This window comes from Acuticoccus kandeliae (assembly GCF_003073115.1).
In genome coordinates, this window is sequence record NZ_QBBV01000002.1 from 17,887 (window position 1) to 31,506 (window position 13,620).

Sequence of the window (13,620 nt, forward strand, 5' to 3'; positions counted from 1 at the left end):
GCATGGCGGGGCGCCAAGCCGCGAGCCTCGCCGGATTGGCGCCGGTCGCGCGCGATTCCGGCGCGCGGCAAGGGCGGCGGATCATCCGCGGAGGTCGCGCTACGCTCCGCCGCGCCCTCTACATGCCGGCACTCGTGGAATCGCGGTGGAACCCGGCGCTGCGAGCTGTCTACGAACGGCTCATCGCGGCGGGCAAACTCGCGAAGGCGGCGCTCACGGCCCTTATGCGAATGCTCATCATCCTTGCCAACGCCATGCTTCGTGACGGCCGAGATTGGGCCACCGATCCCCCTTGAACCAAGACGGATACTTCGCGCGCCCCATCCCCCCTCTCGAATGAGAGGGGCAAGCGAATCCGGCGTGGGTCAACGCGCCATGCAACTCGGCGATCGCCGACAGTGTTCCAGCCGATCCGGCAGATCGCCGACCGGTGCCCCAGGCGGCTTGCAGACCGGGCTCATCCGCGAGCCCCGGTCCTTCCTTCACGGAAACACGGCTCCCGCCGACGGCCACCGGTTCGCACCAGCCGGGCCGATCCGGTCGGACGCAGACACGCCGACCCATGCGGGCCAGTTCGGCCAGCCCGCCCCCTGGTTGCCAATCGCGGCGTGCGCCTGTCTGGCCGGCAGGCCCCCGGACGGCCCCAGGCCCCAGCTCTCCGGGCTCAGGCTCCAGCCCCCCGGGCCGGGCATCAGGTCTCAGACCCCCGACCCCAGCGCCCCGCGCCTCAGGTCGCGAACTTGAAGTGGATGATGTCCCCGTCCGCCACGCGATAATCCTTGCCCTCGTCGCGGACGCGGCCGGCGTCGCGGGCCGCGGTTTCGCCGCCGTGGGACATGTAGTCGTCGTAGCCGATCGTCTGGGCGCGGATGAAGCCGCGCTCGAAGTCGGTGTGGATGACGCCCGCCGCCTGCGGGGCGTGGGTGCCGGAACGGATCGTCCAGGCGCGGACTTCTTTCGGCCCCGCCGTGAAGAAGGTGATGAGGTCGAGGAGGCCGTAGCCCGCGCGGATCAGGCGGTCGAGGCCCGGCTCGTGGAGGCCGAGGCTCTCCAGATATTCGGTCTGCTCGTCGAGCGGGAGCTGCGCGATCTCCGCCTCGATCGCGGCCGAGATCACCACCGAGGGCGCGCCCTGGGAAGCGGCCATCGCGGCGGCGCGCTCCGACAGGGCGTTTCCGGTCCCGGCCGAGGCCTCGTCCACGTTGAGGACGTAGAGGACGGGCTTGCTCGTCAGGAGGTTCAGCATCTTGAAGGCGCGGCGGTCTTCTTCGGAGACCTCGAGCTCGCGCGCGGGGCGGCCGTTGCGCAGGAGCTCCAGCGCGCCGTCCATCAAGGCGAGTTCGGCCTTCGCGTCCTTGTCGCCCGACTGGGCGCGCTTGCGGATGTTCACCGCGCGGCGCTCCAGGCTCTCGAGGTCGGCGAGCATCAGCTCGGTCTCGACCGTCTCGGCGTCGGCGAGCGGGTCGACCGTGTTCGAGACGTGGGTGACGTCGTCATCCTCGAAGCAGCGCAGGACGTGCGCGATCGCGTCGACCTCGCGGATGTTGGCGAGGAACTGGTTGCCGAGCCCCTCCCCCTTCGAGGCGCCGCGCACGAGGCCGGCGATGTCGACGAAGGTCAGCCGCGTCGGGATGATCTCGGCCGACTTCGCGATCTTCGCGATCGCCGGGAGGCGCGGATCGGGCACCGCGACGTCGCCCGTGTTGGGCTCGATCGTGCAGAACGGATAGTTCGCCGCCTGCGCCGCCGCCGTCTTGGTGAGGGCGTTGAAGAGCGTGGACTTGCCAACATTGGGCAAGCCAACGATCCCGCATTTGAATCCCATTGTTACTTCCGCAAGAGATGAGCCAGGGCCGAGAAGGGGCTGGCGGCCGGCCGCGCGTCCGCTCCGGATTTCGCCAGGAGGGCGTGGGCCCGCTCGGCCTTCGGCGCGCAATCGGGTTCGCGCTCGGCCTTCTTCACCGGCGCCGTGTTGGACAGGCGCATGTGGACGCGCGAGGCGAAGGTCGCGTCCTGCCCGGTCGCGAGCAGCGGCGCCTCCTCGGCGAACGCGTCGAGCAGCGGTTCGAGCCAGGACTGGTCGGCCTTGGCGAAGTCGTGCAGCACGTAGCTCGGCACGAGCTCCTTGCGGCCGGGATGGCCGACGCCGACCCGCAGCCGGCGAAAGCCGTCCTTCATGTGGGCGATGATCGACTTGAGGCCGTTGTGCCCCCCCGTCCCGCCGCCGATCTTCATGCGGAACTTGGCGGGCGGCAGATCGATCTCGTCATGGATCACCACGATGTCGGCGGGATCCACCTTGTAGAAGCTGGCCGCCTCGGCGAGCGCGCGGCCAGATTCGTTCATGTAGGTCAACGGCTTGAGGAACATCACCCGCGTGCCATGGATGTTGGCCTCGGAGACGTCGCTCTGGAACTTGCGTCGCCATGGACCGCCGTGCCAGCGGTCGTGGATGCGATCGATCGCCATGAAGCCGACATTGTGCCGGTTCATGGCGTACGTGCTTCCAGGATTGCCGAGGCCGACCATCAATTTCATCATGGTGCAGCCCCGTCCTTCGTCCTGTTAGCTCTCGCTGGATTCGTCGTCGGCCGGGGCCTCGGACTCGGCTTCGGCCTCGGCGGCCTCTTCCTCTTCCGACTCTTCCGGCTCTTCGCCGACGGGCGCGGTGATCGTCGCGATCGGGAACTCTTCCTCGTGCGCGAAGTGCGCGTCACCCGGCAGGGTCACGTCGCTGCTCGTGATCGTGGCGCCGATCTCGAGGCCGGCGACATTGATCTCGACCGCATGCGGGATGTGCGTGGCCGGCGCGTTCACCGAGACGGTGTGCGCGATGAGGTTCAGCACGCCGTCATGCTGCTTCAGGCCCGGGCAGTCGTCTTCGCCGATCACGTGGACCGGGACATCGACCGTCACGCGGGACTTCGCCGTCACGCGCAGGAAGTCGATGTGGATGAGGCGATCCTTGACCGGTTCGCGCTGATAATCACGCGCGAGGGCCTGCACCGTCTGACCGTCGACATCAATCGACCACACATTGGTCAGAAAGCCGCCCGCATAGAGGGCCAAGGTCATCTCCTTTTGCGGAACCGAGATCGCAATCGGAGCTTGATTGTTGCCGTAGATCACGGCGGGAATAAGTCCATCTCGCCTCAGTGCGCGCGCGGCCCCCTTGCCCGTCCGTTCGCGCACGGCGGCCTTCAGCTGAAAGGCGTCAGCCATCATGCATCTCCTCGTCGGTAAACAAATGAAGCTGAGTCACTCGCGTGCTCAGCCTCTGCGCTCAATGGCGCCTCCCGCCTCCAGGGGTGCGGGCCAACGGGGTATAGGGGACCGTTAGTGCAAAAACAAGCCTGTCAAGGGCGAAAGACGCCGCCGGCCGGACAGATATTCGCGCCGTCCGACTGAGCGGCCGGCGGCCTCTGCCAACAAAAACGGTTTCCCAATTCTTCCCCCTGGCGCGGGGTGTCAGGCGCTCGCGGCGCGGCGGGCGGCGAGGTCGATCGGCCGGTCCGGGATCGAGATCTCGAAGGAGGCGCCGACCACCGTGTCGACGAGGGTGAGCGAGCCGCCGTGCGCCCGCACCAGCTCGGCGGCGATCGCGAGGCCGAGGCCCGTGCCGCCCCGCCGGCCGCCGCCCTGGAAGGGCTGGAAGAGGCTCTGGCGCACCTTGCCCGGCACGCCCGGCCCCGTGTCGGACACGACGATCCGCACCACCGTGCCCGATCGCTCGGCCGCCACCGCGAGGCGGCGCACGATCGCCTCGTGCGGGTTGCTTTCCAGCGCCTCCATCGCATTGCGGCACAGGTTCATCAGCACGCGGTAGAGCTGGTCCGGGTCGGCGTCGATCTCCATCCCCTCCTCGACGAGGATGCGGAAATCGATGGTCGGGTGGGAATCGAGGCCGAGGATCTCGCCGACATCCGCGGCGAGCATTTCCAGATCGATGAGGCGGCGCTGGGGCGGGGCCTCGCCGGCGCGGCCATAGGCGAGCACGCCGCTCGTGTAGCCGACGGCGCGGTCGAGCGCGCGCACGAGCTTCGGCACGAAGCGCTGCACCGTCGGGTCGGGGATGAGGGCGAGGCGGTCGGAGAAGAGCTGCGCGGAGGCGAGGAGATTGCGCAGATCGTGGTTGATCTTCGAGACCGCCATGCCGAGCTCGGCGAGCCGCCGGCGCTGGACGATCGTGTCGGTGAGCTGGTGCTGCATGGCGGCGAGGGAGCGCTCCGCCTCGCCGATCTCGTCCGTCCGCCCCGAGGGGACGATGGTGCGCCGCTCATCCTCCGGGTCCTCCGCGAAGTCGACCATCGCCTGGGCGAGGCGCTTCACCGGCCGCACGAAGAGCCAGCGCAGGCTCATATAGACGAGGCCCGCCGTGATTGCCGAGATCACCAGCGAGAGGAGGAGGATGTTCGTCGAGTAGGCGAGCATGTCGCGCCGCAGCGCCGTCTCGTCGAGGACGACGTCCACCTCCTCGGTCCGCCCCTTCGGCATCGCGGTCACGCGGATGATGCGGCCGTTGCGGGCAAAGAGCGTGTCGAACGCGGCGACGATCGACTGGAAGGCGGACTGGTGGCCGAGTTCGACATGGCGGTCGACCGTCGTCGGCGGCACGCTCATGGCGAGGAGGCGGCGGCGGTTGCCCTCGCGGTGGGCGATCGCGATCGTGTCCGTCGCCTCGAGGAGGCGCATCTTCAGCTGCTCGGGGACGTTCTTGGTCTCGGCGATGATGGCCGCGGCCACGGAGGCGTTGCGGTGCGCGTCGGCGAGCCAGTTGTTGCGGTGGTTGGCGATCGACGGGACGAAGATCAGGACTTCCGACAGCATCACGAACAGGACCGTCAGGACGAGGAGCTTCGTCCCGAGACCGAGGCGCATCCGGGGGCGCCATCTCTTGCCTGTGTGGTCCATCGCAGCGCCATCATACCGCGTCGCCAGTGGCGGTACACGAACACCACACGCCGCGCCATCGCAAGGGACGCATTTCGCGCCGACTCGTGTCCGGTTTGACGCAGTGGGCGGTCAGATGCGGCGCAGGATCCCGAGCACCTGGCGGACCCACCCCTTGTCGAGCTTCGCCGCGAAATGATTGATCGCCGCGCGCTTGCCGGACTCGGCGAGCGTCGGATAGGCCGGGACGAAGGCGGCGAGGGTGGAGAGCTTCACCCGCCCGGCGAGGGCGAGCGCGTAGGTCGCGCTCATCTCGCCCGCATTGGGGGCGACGATGGTGGCGCCGACGAGCTTGCCCCGCCCCGAGATGACGAGCTTCACGAAACCCGCCGTCTCGCAATCGGTGCGCGCGCGGTCATTGCCGGAGAGCGGCACGGTCTCGGCCGTGGTGCGCGGGTCGCGGTCGCGCGCCTCCCCCTCGGTGAGGCCGACCTGGGCGATCTCCGGGTCGGTGTAGGTGACGCGGGGCATGAGGTCCGGGTCGTACTTCACCGGCAGGCGGAAGACGATGGACCGCACGACGAGGCTCGCCTGATGGCCGGCGACGTGGGTGAATTGCAGCCCGCCCGTCACGTCACCGATCGCATAGATGCGCCGGTTGCTGGTGCGCAGGCCCTGATTGATCACGATGCCGCTGTCGTCGAAGCGAACGCCGGCGGCCTCGAGATCGAGATCCTCGATATTCGCCCGGCGGCCCGTGGCGGCGAGGACGGCGTCGACTTCGAGCCTGCGCCCGTCGCCGAGCGTGAGGGTCGTCACCCCATCCTCGCGCCCGCAGCGGGAGATGCCGACGCCTTCCAGAAGATCGACGCCGTCGGCCGTCATCGCCGCGCGCACGACCGCCACCGCGGCCGGATCCTCGTGGCGCAGGAGGCCGGAGGGGTCGACGATCGTCACCTGCGAACCGAGGCGGGCGAAGGCCTGGCCGAGCTCGACGCCGATGGGGCCCGCGCCGATGATCGCGAGCCGCGCCGGCAGCCGCGTGAGGTCGAAGACGCTCTCATTGGTGAGCGGGTCGCACCATTCGAGCCCCTCGATGGACGGGATGCGGGGGCGCGAGCCGGTGGCGATCACGAAGCGGCGCGCCTTGATGCGCGTGCCGCCGGCGACGACGGTCTCCCCGTCGACGAAGCGCGCGTCGGCCCGCAGCACGGTTACGCCGAGCGATTCGAACCGCTCCACCGAATCGTGCGGGGCGATGGAATCGATCGTGCCGCGGACGTGATGGTGGACGGCCGGGAAGTCGATCCGCGGCTCGGCGTGGACGCCGAAGCGGGCGCCCTCGCGCGCGCAGGCCGCGTGGCGCGCCGCCGCGATCAGCGCCTTCGAAGGCACGCAGCCATAATTGAGACAGTCCCCGCCCATCAGGTCGCGCTCGATGAGAACGACGTCCTGGCCGAAATTCGCCGCCGCGGCGGCGACGGTCAGCCCGGCGGATCCCGCGCCGATCACGCAAATGTCGGGAGTGAGTGGCGTCATGCTGCGGCGTTCCGGGTGCGCCAGCGTTTCCAGAAGACCGGAACCAGCGCGACGAGCGAGAGAAGGACGATCGCCGCGATGAGGCCTGGCGAGAAAAGTGCGCCGAGGTCGACCTTGCACGTACCGGCATCGGCGCATCCGGGATTGGCGCGCTCCTGCGCCTTTATCACGCCCTTGAGCCCGCTGCCCAGCAAAGCATAGGCGAATGTTCCCGGAACAATGCCGATGGCCGTCGCCGCCACGAAGGTGCGCAGCGACACGTTGAAGAGCGCCGGCGCGACGTTGATCAGCCAGAAGGGGAAGAGCGGGATCAGGCGCAGGAAGAGGAGATAGCTGAAGGCGTCGGCTTCGAACCCCTCTGCGAGGCGCTGGCTGAAGCGACCGGCCCGCGCCCGCAGCATCGCGCCGAGCGAGGTCTTCGCGGCGAGGAAGATGATCGCCCCGCCCGCCGTCGCCGCGACGACGGTGAGGAGCGTCGCGAGCACCGGCCCGAAGAGGAGCCCGCCGAGAATTGTGAGGAGGCTCGCCCCCGGAAAGGACACCGCCACGGCGAGGACGTAGAGGGCGAGATAGGCGAACACCATCATGAAGGTGCGGTCGCGCTCCAGCGCCTCCAGCTTCTCGTGCCGGCGGATGATCTCCTGGAGGGAGATGTGCTCGTGAAGGTCGAACACGTAGAAGAGCACCATCGCGGCGCCCACGACGGCGAGCGGAAGCAGGCGCCTCCACCAGGGGCGCGCGGGGACCTGCGACGATGCCACGCGGTCTCCCCCCGCCTCGTCCCCCTTCCTATCGCCTTCGATGCCCGGCAACCTGAAACCTTCCTCTCGCTTGCCCCGCGAGAACTGGGCTTTGGCGTCCGGGATTGGCAAGTGCGGGCGCAGTCACGTCAGCATGGCGGCCTTTCAACCATACGTGACGGGTTGGACCGATTGTCTTCCTTCGCGCGCTTGCGTTGACAGCATTCGCCGCCATTTCTATACCGCAGACGTCGGGGAGCCTGTTGGGCTCCTCTTTCTTCATTCATCTGTGTGTCCAACGCTGCGGCGTGCGCGGCCACGGCGAGAGGCTGTCATGACGAAACGTACCTATCAACCCAGCAAGCTTGTTCGTAAGCGTCGCCACGGATTCCGTGCGCGTATGGCCACGAAGGGCGGCCGCCGCGTCATCAATGCGCGTCGCGCCAAGGGCCGCAAGTCCCTGTCCGCCTGATCAGTCAGGAATGACCCGGCTCAAGAAACGGGCCGAGTTCAAGGCCGTCGCCAAGGGTGTGCGCGTCCATCGGGACGCTTTCACGCTCCAGGCGCTGCGGCGAGATGAGACGGCGACCATCCACGGGGACACCCCGCGGGTTGGCTTCACCGTGACCAAAAAGGTTGGCAACGCCGTGGTGCGCAATCGCATCAAACGGCGTTTTCGCGCTTTGAGCGACGTGATGCGCGGTGAATTCCGCGACACGACCGACTATGTGATCGTGGCACGGCGCGCGGCACTTGACGCGCCGTTCGTGGGCCTCGGCGACGCGCTCGCCGGAGCGATCGGCGCCGCGCACGACAAACTCAACCGACCGGCCGTTCAGAAGAGAGCGTAATGGGCGACAACCGTAACATGTTCATCGCAATCGGCCTTTCGCTGGCGGTGATCATTCTTTGGCAGTTCTTCTTCATCGAACCGAGGATGGAGGCAGAGCGCGCCGCCCAGCGCCAGGAAGCGATCGAGTCCGCGGAAACGACGGCGATCACCGCCAACGCGCCGACCGCTGGCGCGGCAGGCGCGACAGGCGACATCCCGAGCGCACCGCAGGCCGCCGGCGCCATTCCGCAGCCGGCCGCCGGCGCGGCCGCGCCCTCCACCACCGGCGAGATGGCGACCGCCGCCTCCCCCCGCCTGCCGATCGAGACCCCGCGGGTCGACGGTTCGATCAGCCTCGTCGGCGCCCGGATCGACGACCTGAAGCTCAAGAACTACCGGGTGACCGTCGATCCCGACAGCCCTGAGATCACGCTCCTCGCGCCGCTCGGGACGAACAATCCCTATTTCGTCGAAAGTGGCTGGGTCCCGCAGGATCCCAGCATCGTCGTGCCGAAATCCGACACGCTGTGGACCGTCGAGGTCGGCGAGACGCTGACTCCCGACACGCCGGTCACGCTGAGCTGGGACAATGGCGCCGGCCTCATCTTCCGCCGCACGATCGAAATCGACGAGAACTACATGTTCCGCGTGCGCCAGACGGTCGAGAACCAGACCGAGACGGCGGTTTCGCTCTACCCGTTCAGCCGCGTGCGCCGTCAGGGCCATATCGAGACCTCCGGCTTCTTCATCCTGCATGAAGGCATGATCGGCATCGCCGGCGAGTCTGGCCTCCACCAGGAGAAGTACAACGACCTCCAGGAGGCCGGGACCATCGACCTGCCGGAATCGAAGAGCGGCTGGCTCGGCATCACCGACAAATATTGGGCGACGACGATCATTCCGGAGCCGGGCACGAGCTTCCGTCCGCGCTTCCTCTATGCCGGCAACGGCAACGTGCCCGCCTACCAGGCCGACTATCTCGCCGATCCGGTCGAGGCCGCGCCGGGCGCGACCGCCGAGGCCGTGGGCCTGATCTTCGCCGGTGCGAAGCGGGCGAACATGATCCGCGCCTACGAGGACAGCTACAACATCGATCGGTTCAACCTGCTGATCGACTGGGGCTGGTTCTATTTCATCACCAAGCCGATGTTTTTCCTGATTGACTGGATCTACAGCCATGTCGGGAATTTCGGCGTCGCGATCCTCATCACGACGGTGCTGATCAAGCTGCTGTTCTTCCCGCTGGCCCAGCGCGCCTACACGTCCATGGCGAAGATGAAGGCGCTGCAGCCGAAAATGGTTGAAATGCGCGAGCGGTACAAAGACGACCGCATGAAGCAGCAGCAAGCCATGATGGAGATGTACAAGAAGGAGAAGGTGAACCCGCTCGCCGGCTGTATCCCGATCCTGATCCAGATCCCCGTCTTCTTCGCGCTCTACAAGACGATCTTCATCTCGATCGACATGCGGCACGCGCCCTTCTTCGGGTGGATCCAGGACCTCTCCGCGCCGGATCCGACGTCGCTGTTCAACCTGTTCGGCCTGCTGCCCTACGATCCGTCCACCGTGCCCGTCATCGGCCACTTCCTGATGCTCGGCGTGTGGCCGCTCATCATGGGCGTGACCATGTGGGTGCAGATGAAGATGAACCCGGCCCCGCCGGACCCGACCCAGGCGATGATCTTCAACTGGATGCCGATCTTCTTCACCTTCCTGCTCGCCTCGTTCCCGGCCGGCCTCGTGATCTACTGGGCCTGGAACAACACGCTGTCGGTGACGCAGCAGTACGTCATCATGCGCCGCCAGGGCGTGAAGGTGGAGCTGTGGGACAACATCACCGGCATCTTCCGCAAATCGAAGCAGAAGGGTGCCACCTGAGCCCGCCCGACGACATGCCGCCCGCCGACGACACCCTCGTCGGCGGTGACACGGAGCCGGCGTCCGCCCCCGAAGACGCATCGCCCTATGACGATGCGACTCTGGAGGCCGGGCGCCTTCTCTTTACCGGCCCCTGGGAATTCCAGCGCGCCTGCCACGCGATCGACCATCTCCCGGCGATCGGGCCGATGGAGGTCGCCTTCGCCGGCCGCTCCAATGTCGGCAAGTCGACGCTCCTCAACGCGCTGACGAACCGCAAGCAGCTCGCCCGCTCCTCGAACACGCCGGGGCGTACGCGTGCGCTGAACCTCTTCGGCCGCACCGACGGGATCGGCCCGGTGGTCGTGGACATGCCGGGCTACGGCTACGCCAAGGCGCCGAAGACCGAGGTCGCGGCGTGGACGAAGCTGGTGTTCGACTATCTGCGCGGACGCCCCAACCTGCGCCGCGTCTATCTCCTCATCGACGCGCGGCACGGGCCGAAGGCGGTCGATCTCGAGGCGATGTCGGCGATGGACGAGGCCGCGATCAGCTACCAGGTCGTGCTGACGAAGGCGGACAAGGGCGGCGTCCACCGCAAGGAGGTCGTGAAGGCGACCGAGGACGCGCTGCGCCGTCGCGCCGCCGCGCACCCGGAGATCCTGCTGACCTCGGCGAACAAGAATGACGGGATCGCCGAGCTGCGCGCCGCGATCGCCCATCTCCTGGAAAACTGAGCGGCCATAGAGCCCGTCGGCTCATCCCGCCATGCTTCCATGGCGGAATGTCGTGCTCCCTTCACCAATCCGCCGCGACCGCGATTCGCTGAGGTTCCACCCTCAGCGGCGCGCGCTCTATGCCCCGCGTTCGCGTCGCGCCTTCCCGCCGCGGCGGTCCCGCGCCGCCTCGCGTTCGGCGACGCGCGCCGCGCGCCGCGCCGCGACCTCCGCGAGACGGGCCTCCCGCCGCGCCTGACGGTCGGGCGAGCCCTCCGCCTCCGCCGGCTCCTCTTCCCCGTTCGTTTCGCGCAGATAGCGCTCCACGACGCGCCGCTTTCCCTTGAGGCGACGGCCGAGAAGTTGCTCGATCGGCATCAGCACCGTCTCGTTGGTGCGCCGGATCGTGGCGACGATGTCCGCGACCTCCTGGTCGTCGAACCGCTCGAAGGCGGCGAGTTCGAGGGGCGTCTCGTCCTCGTCCACGTCGAGGGCGGTGATGTCCTCGCCGATGCGGGCCGACACCCACGCGACATCCTCGGCCGACCCGTCCGCCGCCGCGCGCTCCAGCTCGATCGGGAGCTGGAAGCGGGCGCCGGGCACCGCGATGAGGCCACGCATCAGCGCGTTCGGGAGGCGGACGAATCCCTCCTCCTCGTAGACCGACTCCAGATATTCGGCGACGATCCCCTCGCCGAGCGCCTTGCGGATCGGCTCCGGCAGGAAGGCCGGCAGCGCCTTCTCGCGCTGGGCAAGGTTCAGCGCGCTGAAGAGCTTCGCCGCCGGGAGGCTCATCGATTCATTGCTCCGGTCGGCCCGGGCGTCGGCGAGGGCGGGGCGCGCCCCGTCCATCATGCTGAGGAGCGTCTGGAGGACGCAGCCGTCCTTCATCCGCGTCGGATGGAAGAGGGTGACGCGCACGTCACGGCCGAGCGCGCGATAGTGTGGCCCGAGCGCGCTGCGATAGCGCGTCACCGGCGGCGCCTCGTTGAGGTCCGCCATGACGCGCCCGTCCTTCAGGCCCTGCTGGCAGCTGCTGCGGCGCCAGGAGCGCGGCGGACGCACGAAGGCGAGGCTGACCATGCGGTCGAACATCGGCAGGATGTCGCGAAACTCGGTGACGCCCTGCACCTGCAGCCCGCTCCCGGTCTCGGCCGAGACGAGCCCGTCGATCCCCTCGGCGGCGGCGGCCTCCATCTCGGAGACGAAGGCGGCGCGCATCTCCTCGCGCCGGTCGACGAAGGCGCCCTGGCCGCGGTGCTTGAGGCGCGCGGCCACGCTCTCGCGCGGCAGGCGGAACTGCGCCTCGACGAAGGGACTCTGGTTGGCGCCCGGGAAATTCGGATAGGCGATGCCGGCGGCTCGGACGCTCTCCCGGTTCAGATGGAAGAAGCGCTGGATGGACGTCGTGCCGGTTTTCGGCATGCCGATATGGAAGTAGAATGTCGACAACTGCGCGATTCCTGCGGGGTTTCGGCGAGGAGCGGGGACCATCGCAATGCTGCACGCCGCGCGCAAGGGGGAGACATCGATGCACGCTCGAAGGCTTGCCGCCGCCACGCTGGCCCTCGCCGCTATGACGGTGCCGGCCGCGGCCACCAGCGGCTTCGGCTGCTATCGCGTGAATGTCGGGCCCGGCGACCCGCTCACCTTCCGCGCCGCGCCGGACGCCGACTCCGCCATCGTCGCCACATATAGCTGGAATGACGGGCCGATCATCGCCCTCTCAAAGGGGCTGAAGCGCGGCGAGGGGGTGGAGAACTCCTTGTTCGACGTCCACGTCGCCGAACAGTCGGTCTGCGTGCCGAACAACCTCCCGGTCGGCGCGCGCTGGTGCCCGGTCAGCATCTTCGACGGGGACGGGCCGAAAGCGGCCTGGGCGAAGCGCCGCTTCCTCGACTACTCCGAGTGCCCCTGAGCCTGGCTGGGTCGGGCCGAGCTGAATTGGGCCGACCCGCACTCTGCTGCGATCCGCCGCGCTTCCCCGGCGCGCGTCCGTGCCGATCTCTGTCGGCATGACCCATACGCCCCCCGGCCTGCGCGCCGTGCTGATCGCCCTCGTCCTCACCGCCTTCGCGGGAGCCGCACGCGCCGATCTCGCCCCGTCCGGCGACTGGCCGTCCGGCGCGGCGCGCGGCGAGCGTGTGCCGGTGGAGAGCGCCAATCCGTTCTCGCTGGTCGATGTCGGCGCGGCCGATGCGGACCCGGTCGCGGCGGACGTGACCTTCTACCCAGCCGCCGGGGCGAGTGCGGCGCATCCGGCTCCGGCCGTGATCCTCCTCCACGGCGCGGGCGGGGTCAGCGACCGGCGCGAGGGGCGCTATGCGCGCGAGTTCGCCGCCCAGGGCGTCGCCGTCGCGGTGATCGACGTCTTCGCCGCGCGCGGCGGCGGCCGCTTCATCGAGCGGCTGATGAACACCACCGAGGCGATGGCCCTCTCCGACGCGTTCGCGACGCTCGACTGGCTCGCCGCGCGGCCGGACGTCGACGGCGCGCGCGTCGCCCTCATCGGCTTCTCCTATGGCGGGATGTCGTCGGTCTATTCGGCCTACCGTCAGGTGGTCGACACCTACCGGCCGGCCAACCGGTTCGCCGCCCACGTCGCCTTCTACGGCCCCTGCATCGCCCGCTTCGAGGACCCGACCACCACCGGCGCCCCGATCCTGATGCTGTGGGGGGACGAGGACGCGATCATGGACCCCGCCGCCTGCGAGACCCTCGCCGGGGACCTGCGTCGTGGCGGCTCCGATGTCGGCATCCGCCGCTACGACGCCCGCCACCGCTGGGACGGGGCGGGCCGGAGCTGGCGCGCCCCCGTCCACATCGCCGACTGCCGCTTCAATGTCGGCACCGACGGGACCGTGCGCGACACCCGCACGATGCTGGAGATGACGAACGCCGCGATGCGCGCGACGATCCTCGCCTTCTGCTCCAACCGCGACGGCTACCTCATCGGCGGCGACGAGGCGGTGCGGCGCCAGTCGAACGCCGCCCTTGCGCAATTCCTCAACCCGATCCTCTTCCCCGACCGGGACACCTGAGGATC

At 68.6% G+C, this 13,620-nt stretch carries 14 protein-coding genes; 7 read left to right on the plus strand and 7 right to left on the minus strand.

Going from position 1 to position 13,620, the window contains the following annotated elements; genetic code table 11:
- The first annotated feature begins 2 nt into the window (after positions 1–2).
- The gene (locus DBV35_RS12765; protein ID WP_205648659.1) at positions 3–296 is read left to right on the plus strand and encodes a transposase; all 294 of its coding nucleotides are present in this window, start codon (positions 3–5) and stop codon (positions 294–296) included.
- A 431-nt stretch (positions 297–727) separates the two neighbouring features.
- On the opposite strand, the gene ychF is transcribed toward DBV35_RS12765, so the two are convergent.
- The 6 genes from ychF to DBV35_RS12795 form a co-directional block, all read right to left on the minus strand.
- On the minus strand, positions 728–1,825 hold the full coding sequence (gene ychF / locus DBV35_RS12770; protein ID WP_108660725.1) for a redox-regulated ATPase YchF: 1,098 nt from the start codon (positions 1,823–1,825) through the stop codon (positions 728–730).
- Between the two features lie 2 nt (positions 1,826–1,827).
- Positions 1,828–2,541, minus strand: coding sequence for an aminoacyl-tRNA hydrolase (gene pth / locus DBV35_RS12775; protein ID WP_342752363.1), 714 nt, complete (start codon positions 2,539–2,541; stop codon positions 1,828–1,830).
- Positions 2,542–2,565: 24 nt separating this feature from the next.
- Positions 2,566–3,222: a 50S ribosomal protein L25/general stress protein Ctc gene (locus DBV35_RS12780; protein ID WP_108661920.1), complete on the minus strand. Its 657-nt coding sequence runs from the start codon at positions 3,220–3,222 to the stop codon at positions 2,566–2,568.
- 246 nt (positions 3,223–3,468) lie between these two features.
- A complete protein-coding gene (locus tag DBV35_RS12785) occupies positions 3,469–4,878 on the minus strand; it encodes a sensor histidine kinase (RefSeq protein ID WP_205648660.1) in 1,410 nt (469 codons plus the stop codon).
- A 144-nt stretch (positions 4,879–5,022) separates the two neighbouring features.
- On the minus strand, positions 5,023–6,429 hold the full coding sequence (locus DBV35_RS12790) for a dihydrolipoyl dehydrogenase family protein (RefSeq protein ID WP_108660727.1): 1,407 nt from the start codon (positions 6,427–6,429) through the stop codon (positions 5,023–5,025).
- Entirely contained in the window at positions 6,426–7,190 is a 765-nt protein-coding gene (locus DBV35_RS12795) for a TVP38/TMEM64 family protein (RefSeq protein ID WP_245943948.1), read from the minus strand. The genes DBV35_RS12790 and DBV35_RS12795 overlap by 4 nt, the downstream gene beginning before the upstream one ends.
- A 313-nt stretch (positions 7,191–7,503) precedes the next feature.
- Between DBV35_RS12795 and rpmH the strand changes: the two genes are divergently transcribed.
- Genes rpmH through yihA form a run of 4 tightly spaced genes read left to right on the plus strand, consistent with a single transcriptional unit; the run spans position 7,504 to position 10,595 of the window.
- Positions 7,504–7,641: a 50S ribosomal protein L34 gene (rpmH, locus tag DBV35_RS12800; RefSeq protein WP_108660728.1), complete on the plus strand. Its 138-nt coding sequence runs from the start codon at positions 7,504–7,506 to the stop codon at positions 7,639–7,641.
- 10 nt (positions 7,642–7,651) lie between these two features.
- Positions 7,652–8,020 (plus strand): ribonuclease P protein component, encoded by a 369-nt coding sequence (gene rnpA, locus DBV35_RS12805; protein ID WP_108660729.1) that lies wholly within the window; start codon positions 7,652–7,654, stop codon positions 8,018–8,020.
- Positions 8,020–9,879, plus strand: a complete 1,860-nt coding sequence (yidC, locus tag DBV35_RS12810) for a membrane protein insertase YidC (protein ID WP_108660730.1) — start codon at positions 8,020–8,022, stop codon at positions 9,877–9,879. The genes rnpA and yidC overlap by 1 nt, the downstream gene beginning before the upstream one ends.
- Before the next feature lie 14 nt (positions 9,880–9,893).
- Positions 9,894–10,595 carry a ribosome biogenesis GTP-binding protein YihA/YsxC gene (yihA, locus tag DBV35_RS12815; protein WP_108660731.1) on the plus strand — a complete coding sequence of 234 codons (702 nt, stop codon included), beginning with the start codon at positions 9,894–9,896 and terminating at the stop codon, positions 10,593–10,595.
- Positions 10,596–10,712: 117 nt separating this feature from the next.
- On the opposite strand, the gene DBV35_RS12820 is transcribed toward yihA, so the two are convergent.
- Positions 10,713–12,026: a hypothetical protein gene (locus tag DBV35_RS12820; protein ID WP_108660732.1), complete on the minus strand. Its 1,314-nt coding sequence runs from the start codon at positions 12,024–12,026 to the stop codon at positions 10,713–10,715.
- A 79-nt stretch (positions 12,027–12,105) separates the two neighbouring features.
- Between DBV35_RS12820 and DBV35_RS12825 the strand changes: the two genes are divergently transcribed.
- Together DBV35_RS12825 and DBV35_RS12830 are read left to right on the plus strand one after the other, a co-directional pair.
- Complete coding sequence (locus DBV35_RS12825) at positions 12,106–12,492, plus strand: hypothetical protein (protein WP_157961716.1); 387 nt, start codon at positions 12,106–12,108, stop codon at positions 12,490–12,492.
- Positions 12,493–12,589: 97 nt separating this feature from the next.
- Positions 12,590–13,615, plus strand: a complete 1,026-nt coding sequence (locus tag DBV35_RS12830) for a dienelactone hydrolase family protein (RefSeq protein ID WP_108660734.1) — start codon at positions 12,590–12,592, stop codon at positions 13,613–13,615.
- Positions 13,616–13,620 lie beyond the last annotated feature (5 nt).

Bases quoted from the DNA above. Each gene is read 5' to 3' on its own strand.
- DBV35_RS12765 (WP_205648659.1), top strand. From the start codon at position 3: ATGGCGGGGCGCCAAGCCGCGAGCCTCGCCGGATTGGCGCCGGTCGCG.
- ychF (WP_108660725.1), bottom strand. From the start codon at position 1,825: ATGGGATTCAAATGCGGGATCGTTGGCTTGCCCAATGTTGGCAAGTCC.
- pth (WP_342752363.1), bottom strand. From the start codon at position 2,541: ATGATGAAATTGATGGTCGGCCTCGGCAATCCTGGAAGCACGTACGCC.
- DBV35_RS12780 (WP_108661920.1), bottom strand. From the start codon at position 3,222: ATGGCTGACGCCTTTCAGCTGAAGGCCGCCGTGCGCGAACGGACGGGC.
- DBV35_RS12785 (WP_205648660.1), bottom strand. From the start codon at position 4,878: ATGCGCCTCGGTCTCGGGACGAAGCTCCTCGTCCTGACGGTCCTGTTC.
- DBV35_RS12790 (WP_108660727.1), bottom strand. From the start codon at position 6,429: ATGACGCCACTCACTCCCGACATTTGCGTGATCGGCGCGGGATCCGCC.
- rpmH (WP_108660728.1), top strand. From the start codon at position 7,504: ATGACGAAACGTACCTATCAACCCAGCAAGCTTGTTCGTAAGCGTCGC.
- rnpA (WP_108660729.1), top strand. From the start codon at position 7,652: ATGACCCGGCTCAAGAAACGGGCCGAGTTCAAGGCCGTCGCCAAGGGT.
- yidC (WP_108660730.1), top strand. From the start codon at position 8,020: ATGGGCGACAACCGTAACATGTTCATCGCAATCGGCCTTTCGCTGGCG.
- yihA (WP_108660731.1), top strand. From the start codon at position 9,894: ATGCCGCCCGCCGACGACACCCTCGTCGGCGGTGACACGGAGCCGGCG.
- DBV35_RS12825 (WP_157961716.1), top strand. From the start codon at position 12,106: ATGCACGCTCGAAGGCTTGCCGCCGCCACGCTGGCCCTCGCCGCTATG.
- DBV35_RS12830 (WP_108660734.1), top strand. From the start codon at position 12,590: ATGACCCATACGCCCCCCGGCCTGCGCGCCGTGCTGATCGCCCTCGTC.